General features: G+C 60.6%; 17 protein-coding genes. 8 read left to right on the top strand and 9 right to left on the bottom strand.

Features of this window, described 5'->3' with window-relative positions; genetic code table 11:
• The first annotated feature begins 10 nt into the window (after positions 1–10).
• The 5 genes from menH to menE are packed head-to-tail and all read left to right on the top strand — an operon-like array spanning position 11 to position 5116.
• Entirely contained in the window at positions 11–817 is an 807-nt protein-coding gene (gene menH, locus VMY05_03000; protein HUV30050.1) for a 2-succinyl-6-hydroxy-2,4-cyclohexadiene-1-carboxylate synthase, read from the top strand.
• A gap of 34 nt (positions 818–851) precedes the next feature.
• Entirely contained in the window at positions 852–1673 is an 822-nt protein-coding gene (menB, locus tag VMY05_02995; GenBank protein ID HUV30049.1) for a 1,4-dihydroxy-2-naphthoyl-CoA synthase, read from the top strand.
• 8 nt (positions 1674–1681) lie between these two features.
• Positions 1682–2572 (top strand): 1,4-dihydroxy-2-naphthoate polyprenyltransferase, encoded by an 891-nt coding sequence (locus VMY05_02990; protein HUV30048.1) that lies wholly within the window; start codon positions 1682–1684, stop codon positions 2570–2572.
• A complete protein-coding gene (gene menC, locus VMY05_02985) occupies positions 2560–3666 on the top strand; it encodes an o-succinylbenzoate synthase (GenBank protein ID HUV30047.1) in 1107 nt (368 codons plus the stop codon). The genes VMY05_02990 and menC overlap by 13 nt, the downstream gene beginning before the upstream one ends.
• Positions 3659–5116 (top strand): o-succinylbenzoate--CoA ligase, encoded by a 1458-nt coding sequence (gene menE / locus VMY05_02980; GenBank protein HUV30046.1) that lies wholly within the window; start codon positions 3659–3661, stop codon positions 5114–5116. The genes menC and menE overlap by 8 nt, the downstream gene beginning before the upstream one ends.
• Here the strand turns inward: menE and VMY05_02975 are convergent.
• The gene (locus VMY05_02975; protein HUV30045.1) at positions 5107–5508 is read right to left on the bottom strand and encodes a thioesterase family protein; all 402 of its coding nucleotides are present in this window, start codon (positions 5506–5508) and stop codon (positions 5107–5109) included. The genes menE and VMY05_02975 overlap by 10 nt on opposite strands.
• 133 nt (positions 5509–5641) lie before the next feature.
• Here VMY05_02975 and pepF point away from each other — a divergent pair, with 133 nt between their 5' ends.
• Positions 5642–7534, top strand: a complete 1893-nt coding sequence (gene pepF / locus VMY05_02970) for an oligoendopeptidase F (GenBank protein ID HUV30044.1) — start codon at positions 5642–5644, stop codon at positions 7532–7534.
• Between the two features lie 81 nt (positions 7535–7615).
• Here the strand turns inward: pepF and VMY05_02965 are convergent, their stop codons facing one another.
• From VMY05_02965 to VMY05_02930, 8 genes are all read right to left on the bottom strand, one after another.
• Entirely contained in the window at positions 7616–10201 is a 2586-nt protein-coding gene (locus VMY05_02965; GenBank protein HUV30043.1) for a hypothetical protein, read from the bottom strand.
• Between the two features lie 29 nt (positions 10202–10230).
• Positions 10231–11103 carry a hypothetical protein gene (locus VMY05_02960; GenBank protein ID HUV30042.1) on the bottom strand — a complete coding sequence of 291 codons (873 nt, stop codon included), beginning with the start codon at positions 11101–11103 and terminating at the stop codon, positions 10231–10233.
• A 104-nt stretch (positions 11104–11207) separates the two neighbouring features.
• The gene (locus tag VMY05_02955; protein HUV30041.1) at positions 11208–11759 is read right to left on the bottom strand and encodes a hypothetical protein; all 552 of its coding nucleotides are present in this window, start codon (positions 11757–11759) and stop codon (positions 11208–11210) included.
• A gap of 85 nt (positions 11760–11844) precedes the next feature.
• Positions 11845–12408, bottom strand: a complete 564-nt coding sequence (locus tag VMY05_02950; protein HUV30040.1) for a hypothetical protein — start codon at positions 12406–12408, stop codon at positions 11845–11847.
• Positions 12409–12740: 332 nt separating this feature from the next.
• Entirely contained in the window at positions 12741–13319 is a 579-nt protein-coding gene (locus VMY05_02945) for a hypothetical protein (GenBank protein HUV30039.1), read from the bottom strand.
• 167 nt (positions 13320–13486) lie between these two features.
• Positions 13487–13960, bottom strand: coding sequence for a DUF4402 domain-containing protein (locus tag VMY05_02940; protein HUV30038.1), 474 nt, complete (start codon positions 13958–13960; stop codon positions 13487–13489).
• 81 nt (positions 13961–14041) lie between these two features.
• On the bottom strand, positions 14042–14419 hold the full coding sequence (locus VMY05_02935; protein ID HUV30037.1) for a hypothetical protein: 378 nt from the start codon (positions 14417–14419) through the stop codon (positions 14042–14044).
• A 216-nt stretch (positions 14420–14635) separates the two neighbouring features.
• Entirely contained in the window at positions 14636–15166 is a 531-nt protein-coding gene (locus VMY05_02930) for a hypothetical protein (GenBank protein HUV30036.1), read from the bottom strand.
• 307 nt (positions 15167–15473) lie between these two features.
• Here VMY05_02930 and VMY05_02925 point away from each other — a divergent pair, with 307 nt between their 5' ends.
• Both VMY05_02925 and VMY05_02920 read left to right on the top strand, forming a co-directional pair.
• Positions 15474–16988 carry a T9SS type A sorting domain-containing protein gene (locus tag VMY05_02925; protein HUV30035.1) on the top strand — a complete coding sequence of 505 codons (1515 nt, stop codon included), beginning with the start codon at positions 15474–15476 and terminating at the stop codon, positions 16986–16988.
• Positions 16989–17183: 195 nt separating this feature from the next.
• The gene (locus tag VMY05_02920) at positions 17184–17678 is read left to right on the top strand and encodes a ferritin (GenBank protein HUV30034.1); all 495 of its coding nucleotides are present in this window, start codon (positions 17184–17186) and stop codon (positions 17676–17678) included.
• Positions 17679–17684: the final 6 nt, after the last annotated feature.

The raw sequence follows: 17684 nt of genomic DNA, 5'->3' as shown, positions 1-17684 counted from the left end.
GGATTATGCCGTGGTCGACACCTTTCCCTTTGTTCTGATGGGGAACGACAGCTCCCGGCCGGTCGTACTGTTTCTTCACGGCTTTCTGGGAAGCCGGGCCGACTGGCAGCCGGTCGCCGACGCCTTGAGCGATGATTTTCGCCCCCTGGTAACAGACCTGCCGGGTCACGGGTTGAACAGGTCGCGGCCTTCCGGCCACGACTTCACCATGGAGAACTGCGCGGGCGCTCTCCTGCGCCTGCTTGACAGCCTCCATCTCGGAAGCGTCAACGTCATCGGATACTCCATGGGCGGCCGCCTCGGTCTGTACCTTGCCCTGACCTGCCCGGATCGCTGCCGCCGCGTGGTGCTGGAATCATCCTCGCCCGGCCTTAAGACTGCATCCGAACGAAAGAAGCGCATACGCAACGATAACTCTCTTGCCGACAGACTCGAACGAGACGGCCTCGACGCCTTCCTGGAGCACTGGTACAGCCAGCCTATGTTCAAAACCCTTGAAGACTACCCGGATCGGCGTGCCGACCTGCTCAAACTGCGGCGGCAGAATGACCCCGTGTTGCTGGCTACCTCGCTTCGCTCGATGGGGACCGGCAGGCAGCCCTCGCTGTGGGAGCGGTTATCGGCGTGCAGCACACCCCTGCTGCTGCTGGCCGGCGGCAAGGATCGAAAGTTCTCGGCACTGGCTGAGGAGATGGCCCACTTGTGCCCTGCCGCGCAATCTCGTATCATACCCGGCGCCGGGCACAACGTTCACGTCGAGAAACCGGCGGCATTCATACGTGAAGTGAGGGACTTCCTGAAAAGTACGGGGGACTGAGGTCCGGTCCCACCGGTAAAAGGACGAGGTTACCATGACCACCATCAACTGGCTTGCGGCCGGAAACTTTACGGATATCAAATACCACAAGGCCGACGGCATCGCTAAGATCACGATCAACCGGCCGGCGGTGCGCAATGCGTTCAGGCCCCTGACGGTAAAGGAGATGTCCGAGGCGTTCGAAAACGCCCGTGAAGATGCTGCGATTGGAGTGATTATCCTGACCGGGGAGGGCCCCAAAGCCTTTTGTTCCGGCGGTGATCAGAGCATACGCGGCGAGGCCGGCTACAAGGACGAGTCCGGAACCCACCGGCTCAACGTGCTCGACCTCCAGCGACAGATACGCACATGCCCGAAACCGGTAATCGCGATGGTAGCCGGCTACGCCATCGGCGGCGGCCACGTGCTGCACCTGATATGTGACCTGACTATCGCCGCCGATAACGCCGTCTTCGGGCAGACCGGACCGCGCGTCGGCTCGTTCGACGGCGGTTACGGTTCGAGCTACCTGGCGCGCGTGGTCGGTCAGAAAAAAGCGCGTGAGATATGGTTCCTCTGCCGTCAGTATGACGCTCAACAGGCGCTGGAAATGGGGCTGGTCAATGCCGTCGTCCCGCTGGACAAACTCGAAGAGGAGACAGTCGGATGGTGCCGGGAAATTCTGGCTAACTCACCGATGGCGATTCGCTGCCTGAAGGCGGCCCTGAACGCTGACTGCGATGGCCAGGCGGGCCTGCAGGAACTGGCCGGAAACACCACCATGCTGTTTTACATGTCTGAAGAAGGCCAGGAGGGCCGCAACGCCTTCAACGAGAAACGCCCGCCCGATTTTTCGAAATTCCCGCGCCGCCCGTGAGGAAAGCCATGCCCGTGCAGCCGTCACGACTGAACGTCTGGATCAGGGCCAGCCGTCCAAAAACGCTCTGGTTGACCGTCTCGCCGGTCATCATCGGCACCGCCATGGCGTACGCGGACGGCGGGTTGCATCTGCCGTCGGCGCTTGCCGCCTTGCTCGGGGCCGTCATGATCCAGATAGGCACCAACCTCGCCAACGACTACTTTGATTACGCCAAGGGCACGGACCGACCCGACCGATTAGGCCCCCTTAGAGTCACCCAGGCCGGACTGGTATCCCCGTCGGTCATGAAGCGGGCCACCGCTCTTGTCTTTCTGCTGGCTGTGCTCGCCGGCGCATACCTTGTATATCGCGGCGGCTGGCCGATCGTGGCAATAGGTTTGATTTCAATCGCCTGCGGCCTCCTGTACACGGCCGGACCGCTGCCGCTCGGATACACCGGTCTTGCCGACCTCTTCGTGCTTGTCTTCTTCGGGCCGGTGGCCGTGGGCGGAACGTACTACGTCCAGACGCTGCATCTGACCTGGCCAGTCATTCTGGCCGGTCTCGCACCGGGCCTGTTTTCGGTCGCGGTCCTGACGGTGAACAATCTCCGTGATATCGACAGTGACCGGCTCTCCGGCAAGCGCACGCTCGCCGTGCGGTTTGGACCCACGTTCGCACGTCTTGAATATGTCCTCGCCATTCTCTTCGCCTGCCTGATTCCGGCCGTGCTTGCATCGGGACGGGCGGTGATGCCCTGGCCGCTTTTGCCTCTTCTCGTCCTGCCGCTCGCTCTTCCTTCGGCAAAGCTTGTTCTGGTCAATGCCACCGGTCCCGTCCTGAACAACGTTCTGGCCGCCACGGGAAGACTCCTTTTCGTGTACGCGATTCTCTTTACGATCGGATGGCTGCTGTGACCATCAGGACCGTCCGTCTCTTCACCTTCCGACTACCCCTCACGGCACCGCTCAAACTTCGGGACAGAACCCTGTCGCACCGGGAGGGATGCGTGATCCGGCTTACGAGCGAGCGCGGTTTGGTCGGCTGGGGAGAAGCCTCTCCGCTGCCTGGTTTCAGCCGGGAAACGCTGGACGAGGTCAGGGGTCAACTGGCAGAACTGAGAAGCAGGCTCCAAGGCCGGACTTTGCCGCCTGATATCGAGCAGATGGCCGGCAGTTTCGAGGAATGGCTCAGGGAATACGCGCTCTGGCCGTCCGCACGCTTCGGCGTTGAGGCGGCGGTTCTTGACCTGCTGTCCGTCGAGCGGCAGACGCCGCTTCACGTACTGCTGGGTGCGGCACGGCACCAGGCAGTGCCCGTGAACGCCCTGGTCTCAGGCTCGCCCGAAGAAGTCATCCGCGCAGTCACCGAGATCAGGCAAAGCGGCTACCGGGCGGTCAAACTCAAGGTCGGACATGACCGGATGGAAACCGAAATCGCGCTGGTCAGGCGCATTTGCGATCTGGTAAAGGACAGCATGCGCGTCCGGCTGGATGCCAACCGCGCCTGGTCCCTGGCCGAAGCAATATCTTTCGCCGAGGGATTGACCGGATGTGACATTGAGTACCTTGAAGAACCGTGCCGCACCGACGATGAAACCCAGATGTTTGCCCGGCGCTCAAACCTCGAAGTAGCACTGGACGAGACTCTGGCCGGGATCACTCCCGAAAAGCTGGGCGGACTCCAGGCGGCCGCAGTAGTGCTGAAACCGACAATCCTCGGCGGCGTCGAAAAAACCATGCGCTTCGCGGTTGAGGCAAAGCGTCTTGCCGTCAAACCGGTCGTCAGTTCATCGTACGAAACCTCCCTCGGCATGCGCGTGCTGGCGCACCTGGCGGCGGCCCTCGACGATGACGACACCCCGGTCGGCCTGGATACCACGCGCTGGTTTGCCCGGGACCTGCTGCAACCCCCCATGCGGGTGGCGGCCGGCCGGATGATGCTTCCCCAGGAACCCGACGGCGCCGTCGGACCGGACCCGCAATGTCTTCGCGAGATTACCGATGAGTGATTTTAAATCGCTGACGGCTCGTGCAGCCCGGGAATATCATGACCTTCCCGCCCTGGTCAGCGCTGAGCGTGCCGTAAGCTACGGCGAGTACTCCGAACTGGTCTGCCGTGCCGCCTCCAATCTGACCGCACTCGGCATGCAGCCGTCGCAGCGCGTCGCCCTGCTCGGGGATAATTCGCTTGAGTACGTCGTATCGTTGATGGCCGTGATTGAAGCCGGTGGCGTGGCGTGTCCGGTGCCTGCTCGACTCCCGAATGCGGCCGCACGAGAGCTGATCGAACGCACTGACTGCTCATACGTCGTGACCCTTGCCGAAGATGCGGGCCGGGCTGTGCCGACAACGACGCGACAGATCCAGCCGGCCCTGCTGCAACGTCCTGTCCGGGTGGCCCGGCCGGCTGGCCGCGTGACGCTCGAGCAGGACGCCACGATCATCTTTACCTCGGGCAGTTCGGCGCCGCCCAAGGCGGTCCTGCACAGCCTTGGCAATCACTATTTCAGCGCCCTGGGCTCAAACGCTAACATCCCGGTCAACCCGGGCGACCGCTGGCTTCTCTCGTTACCCCTGTACCACGTGGGCGGGCTGGCCATTCTCTTTCGGGTCCTGCTCGGCGGCGGCGCCGTGGTTATCCCCTCTCCGGGGGACGACCTGGCTCAGTCCATTGAGAACACTGCTGCCACGCATCTGTCGCTGGTCCCGACCCAACTATACCGCCTCACGCGGCAGAGCAAGAAACTTCGAGAGGCTTCGCTGCAATTGAAGGCCCTCCTGCTCGGCGGCGCCCCCGCCCCGAGGCAGGTAATCGACGATGCGCTGGCATCCGGCCTGCCCGTGCTCACAAGCTACGGACTTACCGAGATGGCCTCGCAGGTGACAACGACACAGTGCGACGATCCTCCGGAAAAGCTCGCGACCTGCGGCAGGGTCCTTGAGTACCGCGATCTGAAGATGTCGGAGCGCGGAGAGATATTGGTCAGGGGAAAAACACTGTTCGCGGGATATGTCGATCGCTCTCGAATCATCCGCCCGTTCGACCCGGACGGCTGGTTCGCCACGGGCGACGTGGGCCGGACCGATACCGACGGCTACCTTGAAATCCACGGTCGCATCGATAACATGTTCATATCCGGAGGTGAAAACATCCACCCGGAGGAAATAGAGCAGGCTATGATGGCGGTCGACGGCGTGCAGGACGCTATCGTGGTCGGTATCCCCGATCAGGAATTCGGCGCGCGACCGGTCGCGTTCGTGCGGATGGCGGACAATCGCCCGGAGCCAGCGGGCCGACGGGCCCTGACACATATCCTCAGCGAGCGTCTCCCCCGTTTCAAAATCCCGGACTCGATCTATCCCTGGCCCGAAGAATTCGAGTCGTCCGGCCTGAAGGCTCGACGCCGGTACTTCGCCGACCTGGCGCAGAAGCTGGCCGCCCGAAACGGCTACAGGTGAGCCGTTAGCGCCCGGCGGAGACCGTCAGGCAACGGTTTTTTCTTCCGCCCCGCCTTGTCCATGCACACGTGCACCGTTCTCACGGTGCCGGCAGATTTGCCGTCGTCGCCCAGCAAATCGTAGGCAAGCGTGAACGACGTGTCACCGACATCTTCAACCGTCAGCCGGACGGTCAGCCGGTCACCCACAAACAGCTCGGCCCGGTAATCCGCCTCGGCGTGCACAATCGGCAGGAGGAAATCTTCTTCCCGAATGATCCGGGCGAAACCGCAGCCGATCTGCTCCATGAACGTCTCGTATGCGTCGTGGGCGATCGTGAACTGATGCCCGAAAAAAAGAAGGCCGGCGGCATCCGTGTCATGAAGTCTTACCGAGGTCCCAAAAGTTACCATATTCCGCCCTCCGCAGATTTAATTTAACAATTCCAAGCAGGTGGCGTATATTAGCTACCGTCAAGGCGCCCCGCAACAGCGGGATATCGCACCGGGAACAGGAGCCTGAACATATGGTAACTCGGGAGACACCATGAAGCAAAGACAAGTGACAGCCGTGGTTATGATCACTTTTGCGGCCCTGGCCTTTGGCTGGGTGCTGGCCGGCAGCGCCGCCGCCCAGTCCGGCGCGGTGCCGCAGCGATCCGACATTGACGACCAGTACAAGTGGCGGGTCGAGGACATGTACGACAACCTGGAGGCCTGGGAGGCGGATTACGCGTTGCTCGAGTCCCGTATCGGGAGTTTCGAGCAGTACAAGGGTCATCTGGGCGATTCTCCGGACATGCTTCTGGGCTGCCTTAAGTTGTCGGACAGCCTCTCGTCCGTAATCTCGAACCTGTACGTGTACGCGTACCTGAAACTGGACGAGGACAACCGGCAAAGCGAGTTCCAGGAACTGGGCGGCCGGGCCTCGGCCATGGATTCCCGGTTCGAGGAAGCCAGGTCATTCGTGGAACCGGAGATTCTCACCCTGGACAAGGCCAAACTGGAGTCGTTCCTGCAGCAAAACCCGGAACTCGAGTCGTACCGGTTCTACCTGGAAGATCAGATGCGGCTTAAGGAACACATTCTATCTGCTGAAGAAGAAGCCATCCTCGCGCTGAGCGGGCCCCTGGCCGGCTCGCCGCTAAAAATTTTCAACATGATCGACAACGCCGACCATACGCTGGGAAAGGTCATCGACGGCGAGGGCAACGTCATCGAACTGACCAGGGGACGCTACTACAAGCTCCTCAGGGAGCCGGACCGCGAGCTTCGCAGACAGGCCAACGACACCGCACAGCAGTCATGGATGAAGTACGCCAACACGCTTTCCGCCACCCTGGGGGCGTCGCTCGATAAGGACCTGTTCTTTACAAAAGCCCACGGATACAATACGTGCCTTGATATGTCACTGGACAACAACAACATTCCCGTGTCCGTATTCCACAACCTGATCAAGACCGTCAACGCCAACCTGGCCCCGCTGCATAAATGGGTGAGCCTGCGCAAGCGGATCCTCGGGTACGACACGCTGTATACGTACGACCTCTCGGTCCGCCTGGTTCCCGAGTTCGAACGAGAGTACACCTACGAGGAAGCCCGGGACATCATTCTCAACGGACTCAAGCCGATGGGCGAGCAGTACGTCCGCGACCTGGAACACGGCCTCAACTCCGGGTGGGTCGACTGGTACGAGACTGAAGGAAAGGGATCGGGAGCGTACAGTTGGGGAACGTACACGTCCCACCCGTACATCCTCCTGAATTTCACGGGCGCCCTCGATGATATATTCGCCCTGGCCCATGAGATGGGTCACGCCGTTCACAGCTACTACACCAATCGAACCGAACCGTACGTGTACCACGGACATTCGATGTTCACCGCCGAAGTCGCCTCGACGTGCAACGACGCGGTGCTGATGAAGTACCTCATCGCCAACGCCAGGGACAAACAGGAGAAAATCGCCCTCCTGGATTACTACATCAACCAGATTGAGGGTACGTTCTTCACACAGGTGATGTTTTCCGAGTTCGAGAACGTCATACACGAGCGGATTGAAAGCGGCGATGCCGTTTCGGTGGACTACTTTCGCAAAACCTACCGGGACATTTTCCAGAAGTACGAGGGTCCCGACCTCGTGATCGGCGAGAACAACGACATGGGGTGCCTCAAGTTGTACCACTTCTACCGCCTGTACTACGTCTACCAGTATGCGACGAGCTACGCGGCCGCCCAGATGATCTCGCAGAGCATCCTGGAGGAAAAGCCCGGGGTCCTGGACAAGTACATGCAGTTTCTTGCCACCGGCTCATCGGAGTATCCGGTCGAAGTCCTCAAACAGGCCGGTGTCGACATGACCAGCCCGGAGCCGGTTGAGCGAACCATCAAGCTCTTCGGCGAACTGGTCGACGAACTGGAACGGCTGCTCGACGAAAGCTGAGCGCCGTCGCGCACGCTCCGAAACAATGCCAACGAAAAAGACCGGCGATACGGCCGGTCTTTTTTCATATCGGTGTGAATCCTACCGGGAAGTCTGCGTTTTCGGCAGCAGCAGAAAATCGATGTTCACCACTGACATGCCACCCTCCGCCACGGTGACTTTGAACTCGCGTGCCTCCGGCTGTGTGATATAGCCGTAGTTCTCAAGCTGCGCGGGGTCGATATACACGCGGTATGATCCGGGCAGCAAGCCCAGGTAGTAGTAGTCGCCGTCGGCGAACGTCGTCACTTCGCTCATGATATCTTTGCTGACGTTAACCACAATCAGCTTCATGCCGCCGATGCCTGCGTCGCCGTATTCCAGGCGCCGCCGCACCTGGCCTGACAGCTCACCTGCCATCACCAACGGCACATCGATGGGCGTGACCACGTTGGGATTGAGCGTTACCTGGTAGGCCTCGTTGGTCGGCTTGAGCAGCGGGTCATCAAGACTGTACTCGTCGATCTGGAGGAGGTATTCGTCGTAGGGGCGCAGCCGCTCGTAATAGTACACCCGGTCCTTTCCGCGCGGCCTTCCGGACACCCCGGGAATCCGCGCCCGGAGACCCGTAAGATATTCCTCGCCGAGGTCGTAGCGGCCGTTGTAGTTGCCGTCCAGATACGGTCGCACCACGGCCGTACCGTAGCCGACGCCGTTGGTCCGGTCAAACAGCAGCTTGCGGTCGTCCTGATCGTACCTGACGGAGCCGCGCTGAAGCTGATTCATGCTCAGGTTGCCGGCGGCGTGCAGCACTCTGGTGGTGAAGTGCGCAAAATCGCTGAAGAAATTGAAGGTCAGCATGATGGAGTTCGCCTTGGCCATCTCGTTGCGCTCGTACGACAGGGTCAGTTGCCCCGTTCGGAAAAGCCGCTTGCTGATCCATACCCCGTACTTGGCCAGGAGATTCTCCGTGTGATCGTAGTCCAGACGCAACTGCGGGCGGCACCACCGCAGGAACCGGGGCGAAATCAGCAACTGGCTGGTAAAGTTGCTGGCCCTGCGCCAGCCGTACTTCGTCACCTTGTACCGACCCATGTAGTTGACCTGCACCGGACTGAGCGATGCCGTCAGGCCGAAATTCATGTTCACCGAAGTGTGAGAGGGAAATCGGTCCGCGGCTACAAAGTAGCGCACACCGAAATACTTGTCCCTGATGCGCAACGGAACCGAAAAGGCGAACTGAAGGCGGAAATCCTGTTGCAGCGGGTTGCGGAACCGGTTCTCGAAGTACTTGCTGAAGCTGCCGTTCAGGTTGACCCGGGACGGCTCGCTGAAGCTGAAACTGCCGGTCACCACGTTCGAGGGAGAAATCGAGCCGTTGACCGTCAGGTTGTTGGCCAGTTGCAGCACCGCCTCGCCGGCGACCAGCGCGTCTTCCTTATTGTCGCTGCCTACCGGCAGGTCGGCGGACAGCCCGGCGGTCAGGCGGTTAAACACCCCGTAGTAGGCGCTGGCCTGAGCGTAGTTGCGAGCCTGCTCGCGCACCGACGACTCGCCCAGGGCTACCGTGTACTCGATTTCGCCGTCGGGAATCAGGTTATGAGGGATGCGAACGTACCTCTCTTCCGTCCGGATCTCGCCGTTCGGACCGTACATCCGCAGCTCCATTACCGAAGCACCGTAGTAGATGTCGAGCGTAAAATGATACTCGCCCCGGGCATCGGCCGTCACGAAATCAACCAGCGTGCGATCGACGTACAGCTCCACCTCCCAGCTCTCTCCGGCGTACCCGGATACCTCGACCGTCTGGAAGTACTTCCGGCGCGTCTGCGGCCTGTTGGTGACCACGGCGCCGGTGAAGCGGCGGGAGAAGGCGCCGGTGGAGTAAACATGCCCGACATCGACCTGCGTTATATAGGGGCCGTTGTCAAGAAAGTAGTGCCAGCGGCCGGTGAAACGATCGGTGTCAAAACGACTTCGCGAATTGCCGGCCATACCGATGTAGGCGTCGCCCCCGAGCACCATGCCGCCCATACTGAGATCATAGTACTGCCCGTCGCGTTCGAGCGGATTGGCTCCCACGACCCAGTCGATGACGCCACCCTTGAGGTAGTCCCGCTCCTGCGCCAGCCTCAGAACATCATTGAGTGCCGCCTTCGTGCGCTGGAGTTTTTTCCGTTTCGCCTGACGTTCAAGCTTGCGGTATGCCGGAAGGTCCTCGCTTAGGGGCATCAGGACCCGCAACAGGGAGAAGTCGAACGTCACGGGCAGACCGAACAGTTGCTCGAACAGGTCGACTCGAACGTAGAGATCGCTCCGGCCCATGTAAAACTCGGAGGCCAGCAGATGGTACACGCCCTCACGTGCCTGTACCTCAAAGGTGTTCAGGTCGATGCGAAACCGGTTCTTCTCGTCAATAACGAAGCCGGAGATGGTTTTTTCGGTGAAGTCGGCGGCAATGCTGAGATCCAGGATGGTCAGCATCTCGACAACCGGCAGGTAGACGGTCCGGCCGTCGTACTGCACGAAGACGTCCTGCTGCAACAGCCGGGGAACCTCGAAACTGACCACGATCTCTTCGAAGGAGGGTTCCTGCGCCGGCACCGTTGATGCCCCCAGGCACAGAACGGCGGCGGTTACCGCCAGTATCCCGGCCCCCGGTCTTCGTCTTGCGCTATGCCGTTCCATGGCACGTCACCGCCGTTCCGGAAACCACGCTATTCCGGCGTTTGGGTCAGCATGATATTGTTGCCGTGGATCATGTCCTCGGCCGCAATATCGGTGCGGCCCCTGGTGCTGATAGCGAGTTCCACGTGATACGGTTCCTTGAAATCGGACCCGGTTACGGGCAGGAAGACTCGCCGCCGCAGACTGTAGTAGACGGCAAGTTGCACCGACTGGCTGCTCAACTCCCGGTTGTCGGCATCCAGCAGCCGGCAGTTTAGCAGCCCCACGTAGGAGGCATTCCCCTGGCTGGTCATGTCGACCGTAACCTCGACGTTGCCCGAGTCACGGCGCACCTCCATTCCCGTGACCTCGAGTTGAGACACAAGATTTCCCTTCCGGAACTTCAGCATCATCGCCGTCTGCATCACCATGTTGAGTCGGGTCGTGATTATGCCCTCCTCGCTCGCCGGCGGCACGGCCGTTTCTGCTTCGCGTGATTGCACGACAATCCGGGCCCAGTACTCTCCCTCGGGAAGGTCGGCCGGCGGACTCGCCACAAAGCGGATGATCTGCTCTCCGCTCGGCGGGAGAATGAGCTTTCGCGGAAACGCTTTTACCCAGCCCAGCGCCGAATGCGGGTCCGTGACGGCGCTGTCCTGAAGGGCTATGTGTACCTGGCCGAGGCTGTCCGACACGGGTAAGCCGAAGCTGAACCTGATCGTGATTTCCTTGGGCGTGTCGGTGGGGTTCTGAACGGTCAAACGACCGGTCCGCTGCTTGCTCGATATGAAAACGATGGTTGGCGCGACCAGAACTCCGGCCGCCGCGTCGAACAGCGGCACCAGAAGCATCAGGCAGAAGACAACAAATCCCCGCAGTCCCGGCGCTGTGCTGCGGGGAATCAATCTTTCAAGCGGTTTCATGTCCGGCCATCCTATGCTACGGTTGAGGTTCCCAACCCGGTCGGAACCGGCAATCCATGCCGGTTCCGAATGGGTCGTTATCAGTTCAGGACTGAATTTTCAAATTAGGTCCCCGTGTAGGCGACGGTCAATATAATGTCGGCCGTGTATGCGCCGGCAGCCTGATCGACCGACGGAATGACGGAACCTCCCAGGAAAATATTGGTGGTGCCGAGACCGCCGACGACGCAGTCCGGAAGGTTGTGTGGATCGACGTCTTGCCAGCCTACGCCGAACGTCGTGGGATCGACATTACCAGTTGAGTCGATCGAGGCATCGGTGGCGCCAAAAGCGATCACCATCCGGTCATCACCGGTCGCGGTGGACAGGTAGTCCGGTAGCTGCATGTACGCGGCGATCCCGGCCAGCCCCTGTCCCGTGATCAGGAACCTGCCCGCCTCGGCCACGTTGTTGGCGACCGACTTCGGTACTCCCTGATATACGGTACCAAACGTCAACGTACCGGGAGCCGTCACGACCAGCGCCGACTGCACCGTCGCCGTCGCCGAACCGTTGGCGACGTCCTGGGCCAGCCCGGTGTTCGGCACGGCCAGCAACACGAATCCCGCGGCCACCAGGAGCAGCCCCGTCAGTCTCATCCGTGAATGCGTTCTCATAGATTTCTCCCTGTTGGGGCGATCCCGCCCCGCACTGTTATGTTTACCCGCTTAGTTTGCTGTGTCTTTCATCGGTTTAGACCGCCTACGACCCGTTGTAAGCCACGGTCAGCACGACATCGCCCGAGTATGCGCCCGCCGCCTGATCGACCGACGGGATCACTTTGCCCCCGAGGAAAATCGCGCTCTGATTCTGTCCCGCAGTACCGACCGTTATGGTATTGGGGAAGTTGTGCGGGTCGACGTCCTGCCAACCACTTCCGAATGCGGCTGGATTGACGTTAACGGTCGAGTCAACCGAGGCGTCGGTGGTGCCGAACGAGATGACCATGCGGTCATCACCGGTGGCCGTGGCCAGGTAGTCGGGAAGCTGCATATATACGGATATACCTGCACCCCCCTCCCCGGTAATCGTAAACACCCCGGCATCCGCGGCGCTGTTGGCGATGGATTTGGGAATCCCCTGGAAAACGGTGCCAAAAGCGAGCGCTGCCGTCGCCTGCACCTGCAGTACCGCCTGAACCGTCGCCGTCGCCGAACCAACTGCCACGTCCTGCGCAAAAACGGCAGCAGGCCCCAGGCAGACGGCTGCGGCAGCCAGGAGTGCGAAAGTTCTCGCCATCAATAGCGGTCTTGACAGCTTGCTCATAACTATCCTCGTTCCGATGTTCATTCTGCGAACAGAATGAACTGTTTCTGTTTACGCCATTTGTGTAGTTGTTTAATCGTCATGCAGTTCAGAATCTTAACAGGGGGAATCGGTTTTTTTCGCAGAGTGCGACGCGGCGAGCCACCCGTGTGGGACCCGGGCCAGACCACGCTGTTTCAACCGGCGGTGCCCGGAGGACTCCCCACTTCGCCCGTGTGACGCGGGGAAGTTCACAGCGTAACCCGCCCAATACCAGTCAACTAGAAGGATGTGATGAAAGGAAACGGGGAGCCTGACCGCTCCCCGTTGCAGGCTGCAAGCGGTGTGAGCGCTCAGGTGCCGTTGTAGGCAACAGTGCAGATAATGTCGGCCGCGTAGTTGCCCGCGGCCTGGTCAATAGCGGGCGTCACCCTGCCGCCAAGGTACAGGTTCGTCTGGCTGGTGGCACTGCCGATGACTACGCCGGTCGGCGGCAGGCTGCCCAGGTCTCGCGGGTTGACATCGAGCCAGCCGTCGCCTGCCACCACCGTCGCCGGTGACGTCGCGTTCGTGTCCACAATGGCATCCGTGCTCGAAAAGGCAATTGTCATGCGGTCGGAACCGTCCGGCAAAGCCATGTAATCGGGCAGCGTCAGGTATACGGAAATGCCCGCCCCGGTGGCACCGGCCACGGAGAATATGCCGGAATTGGCGTCGTCGTTGTTCGGGGTCGACTTGGCAACACCCTGAAGGACATTTCCGAACTGAAGGTCCTGAACGGCGGTCACGACGAGACCGGCCAGCACGGTTGCCGTGGCCTGACCGTTGGCCACGTCCTGCCCAAAACCGGGCCGGCTGAAGAACACCAGCAGGATCGCTGCAACCAGCAGCACCGAACGAAGGCGGCGGTTCCGGTCATGTCTATTTTTCATCTTCCTCTCCGTCAGTTCTACAGGAAAAACCGCAGGCGATCTTTTTCTTGCCTTTCCTTGTATATTCGCCCGCCCGGAAAGTCTCAATTACCCGGCGGCGCAAGAAAGCAGGCGTACCGGCAGAGTATGCCTCAAGATTGAACAAAGCCCAAAGGAGAAGGAGATCGTCAACTGCCGGTGTAGGCCACGGTAAGAACGATAACGGCCGAGTAATCGCCGGGCGGCTGCCCGATCTTCGGCACCAGCATGCCCCCCAGCCAGACGGTCAGGCCGCTCGAGCCAAGCCGGTACGTAATCACGTCCCACGGGTCAAGATCGTCATACCCCGGATTACTCTGGTCCGGGGAGGCGCTGGAATCCATGGCGCAGTCCATGTCCTGGAAAACCAGCTGCATGTTGAAGCCGTTCATGTTCATATAGGTCGGGAGAGTGAAATCAATCGAAACCTCGTCGCCGGCGGTGCCGGTTATCAGGAATTCCGCCGCCGCCCCGGCCGTGTACTTGGATACTACCTTGGGAACACCGGGAAACACGTTGCCGAAAGCGAGACCGGCGATGCTCGTGGCGTTCTGACCGGCCGAATCAGACGTGGTCAGCCCCATGACCACCAGAACGCCGAGGAAACACCGGCCCACGTTCATAACCCAACCGCGCGGAAACACAAGGCAAGCTACCGATGCCGCGACGACGACGTCAAGGTTTAACAGGCCTCGGCCGGCCGGTCAGTTCTCCGTGGCGATCACCGTTACGGTAACGTCGGAAGTACCGGGCGGTACCAACCTGAGAAGAGCCGCCGTATCGACAGCTGCCTCCGCAGAGCCTGCTTTGAGGGCGGGCCGACTGCACTCGTGCGATTCCGGGGCGTCTCCCCTCGGGAAGCACCGGACCGGGCGTTTGTCAGCTTCCAGCCAAAGCAGCCAGGAACTCCCCGGAGGAAAGCGAACGAGAAGCGCGCCGGTGCCGGATTCCCGAACCCCGACAGTCGGCATCAGGCCCACGGCATCTTCGGACTGAGACGGTGAGGCCTCGCTGACGATCAAACCGAGTGGCGGCACCACCGTGGCTGAGGCGCTGATGGCCGCCGACGCTCCGGCGTTCACAGGCCCGGCCGGCGAGGATAAGGCCGGGAAAAACAGCAGGATCGCCACCGCCGCACAAAGGCATATACTGTTTATTCGAATCACAACGGTATCGAGGTGTAAACAGACAGGTACACCTCAAGATACCGCGAATCCGGATATTGTCAATACCCGATTGGCCTCGGCGCGCCCGCGCCGCCCAAAAAACGGCCTGTGATGTCGCCGGCAGGGCCGCCGTCAACTGCCCGTGTACGCTACCGTCAGGACAACATCGGAGGCGTAGTTGCCGCCCGTCTGGGAAATGTCGGGGAAGACGGTGCCGCCGATCCAGACGGTCATCGTGCCCAGCGGACCCAAGCGCTCGGCGCTGGGGCCGTTTGGATTCAGGACCCCCGAGGGCAACGTCTGCCCGCCACCCGTGCCGTCATCGAAGGAAGCGTCTATGGCGTTGAAGCCGATGTTCATTCCGACCGGCTGGAGGGCGTGCTGCAGGGAGTCCGGCAGCGTAAAATTGAGCGTTATCTCGGAGTTGACCGTTCCCGAGATGGCCCATTCGCCGGCCTGCCCAATGGTCGACTTGTCCACGGTTTTGTTGATCCCCGGCGTAACCACGTTAAAACGCAGGTTCTGGGTCCCGGTGATCGACAAGGTGGTAGTCACCGAAGCGGTAGCCTGGATGGCCGCCGATTCCTGCGCCGGCACCCGCTCTACCGCGAGCCCCAACACTATTGCGACCGGCACCAACACCGCCAAAGACTGTCTGGACATCACGATCTCCTCTCTTGCATCCGAACCACAGTCTACCTGAAACAGTGACAGAGCAAGGCCGATGCCACCCGCCCTGGCGTGGGCTATCCCATTGACAGCAAACGGATTAGGTCGGGATCTGAGCGGCTCCGCCCGGTCAGGTCCGGGGGCCCGTGTGGGCTGACCGCTATACGCTGTGGAGAGATTCTGAGAGTGCCGTGCCCGGCTCGCCGGGAATCAGCACCTGGATCACGAAAGAAACTAAAGTAGTCCGACGGCCGGCCGATACTTCAGGTAGCAGAGGCTGTTCAAAAAAAGAACAGCAGTCATGCAGATAGGATCTAAGGCGATGATTACCGCGTTCGGCCGAAAGCTCTTTTGTACGCTCGTTTCGGCAATCCTGCTTGTTGCCGGCGCTTCCGGAGTGAAGGCACAGGGCGTCGTCTGGTCAACCAACTACGGCGGCATCTACAACGAACAGGGCCACTCCGCGTGCAGCCTGCCTGACGGCGGGTACGCGGTCCTGGGTGCCACCTACTCATTCGGTGACGGTGACCACGACATATACCTCCTGCGGCTCAACTCCTTCGGGGACACGATCTGGACACGGCACTATGGGGGCGCCGCCGCCGACTACGGCTTCGATATCCAGCCGGCGGCCGGCAACGGGTTTGTTATCGTCGGAGTCACTCAGTCGTACGGGCTTGGCAAGGGCGACGTTTATCTCATCAGGCTCGATTCGCTGGGTGAGCTTCTGTGGTCGCGAACTTACGGTGGAACGGAACTCGACGAGGGGCACTCGGTACGTCAAACCGGTGACGGCGGATACATCATCTGCGGCACCACCAATTCTTCCGGTGCCGGATACGCCGATCTGTACCTGGTCAAGACGGATGCCAACGGCAACGTTCAGTGGACCCGGACCTATGGCGGAGCCGGCGGCGAGTCGGGTTCGGCCGTCCGCGTGACCGCGCAGGGAGGCTATATCGCCGTCGGTTCGACCGGGTCGTTCGGCGAAGGGTACAGCAGCCTCTACGTTGTGAGAACCGACGCTGCCGGTGATTCCTTGTGGGCCGCGGCGTACGGCGGCAGCAAGGCGGACTTTGGCTACTCGGTTGAGGGGACCTCCGACGATGGGTATGTCTTTGTTGGCGCCAGCGCCTCCTTCGGACTCGGCTATACTGACGCGTACCTGCTGAAAACCGATGCCGATGGTTTCGTCCAGTGGCAGGAGGCTTACGGCGGCGCCAAGGACGACCGGGCGTACGCCGTACGGTGCACGGCGGACGGCGGCTACATTCTTGCGGGAACGACCGAGTCATTCGGAAACGGTAAGATTGACTGCTACGTCGTTCGAACCGACCCGGCCGGAGTGCCGGTATGGACACAGACCTACGGAGGCCGCTATTCTGATTTCTGCCGCAACCTCGTAACCCAGACAGGCTCTTTCTGCCTGATCGGTTATTCATACTCATACACGGCGGGCGGATCGGATATCTATGTCCTTAAAGCCTACGCCGACCAGATGACAGCGGTGCCGGAGGACGACGAGCCTCCGCTGCCGGCCGGCCTTCGGTTGGCGCAAAACTACCCTAACCCCTTCAACCTTTCAACCACCATTGAGTTTGCCGTGTCGAACCGTTCCCCGGCTCGCCTGACTATTTTCAACGTGCTCGGCCGCAAAGTCGCCGAGTGGGTGTTTGCCTCCGTGCCGGCGGGCACAAGCTCCGTGGTGTGGGACGGCTGCAATGCCTCGGGCAACGTGGTCACCTCCGGTGTTTACTTCTACCGCCTGGTAACCGGCACAGCGGTACAGACCAAGAAAATGGTGTTGATCAAGTAGGCGTCCGCCTGATCCCGCGTTCCGGGGGACTCCTCCTGCTCCGTAGCAGGAAGCCGATACTCCCGACTGCCACCGCGCTTCTCGATTATGTCCTTGCTTTTTCGGCTCAAGGAATGGAAATTAGGAACTGTTTCACTCAATCAAGGTTTATCCAATTAGTATCGCGCTTTACAACTGCAAAAACGGAGAGGTCTCATGAAGATGATTTCGGACAAGATGGCCGCTCGCCTGAACGAGCAGGTCAAAAACGAGTTCTTTGCCTTCTGGTCATATCTTGCCATGGCCTATTCTTTCGAATCGATGGGCTTCAAGGGTTTCGCCCAGTGGTTCTTCGCCCAGGCGGACGAGGAGAAGGGGCATGCCACGAAGATTGCCGGCTACCTGCTCGACCAGGGAGCGGAAGTAATTCTCCAGCCACTGCCCGAACCCAAGGCGAAGTACGCGTCGGTCGAGGAGATCATCAAGGCGGCACAGCAGCACGAACTGAAAGTAACCAAGCAGGTGCACGAGATTGTCGATTTGGCCGTGGCCGAGAACGACCACGCCACTCGCAAGTTCATCGACTGGAAGGTCGAAGAACAGGTGGAGGAAGTGTCGACGATTACGGCGATGCTGGAACTGGTTCAGAAGTGCGAAACGCCCGGACAACTGCTCATGATGGAGAGTCAACTCTCGCGGGGCGAAGGCTGACCCGGC

This window comes from Acidobacteriota bacterium, assembly GCA_035529075.1.
Taxonomy (GTDB): Bacteria; Zixibacteria; MSB-5A5; order GN15; family FEB-12; genus DATKXK01.
Note: the sequence above shows the minus strand (reverse complement) of the source record. Positions and strands in the feature narration are given on the sequence as shown.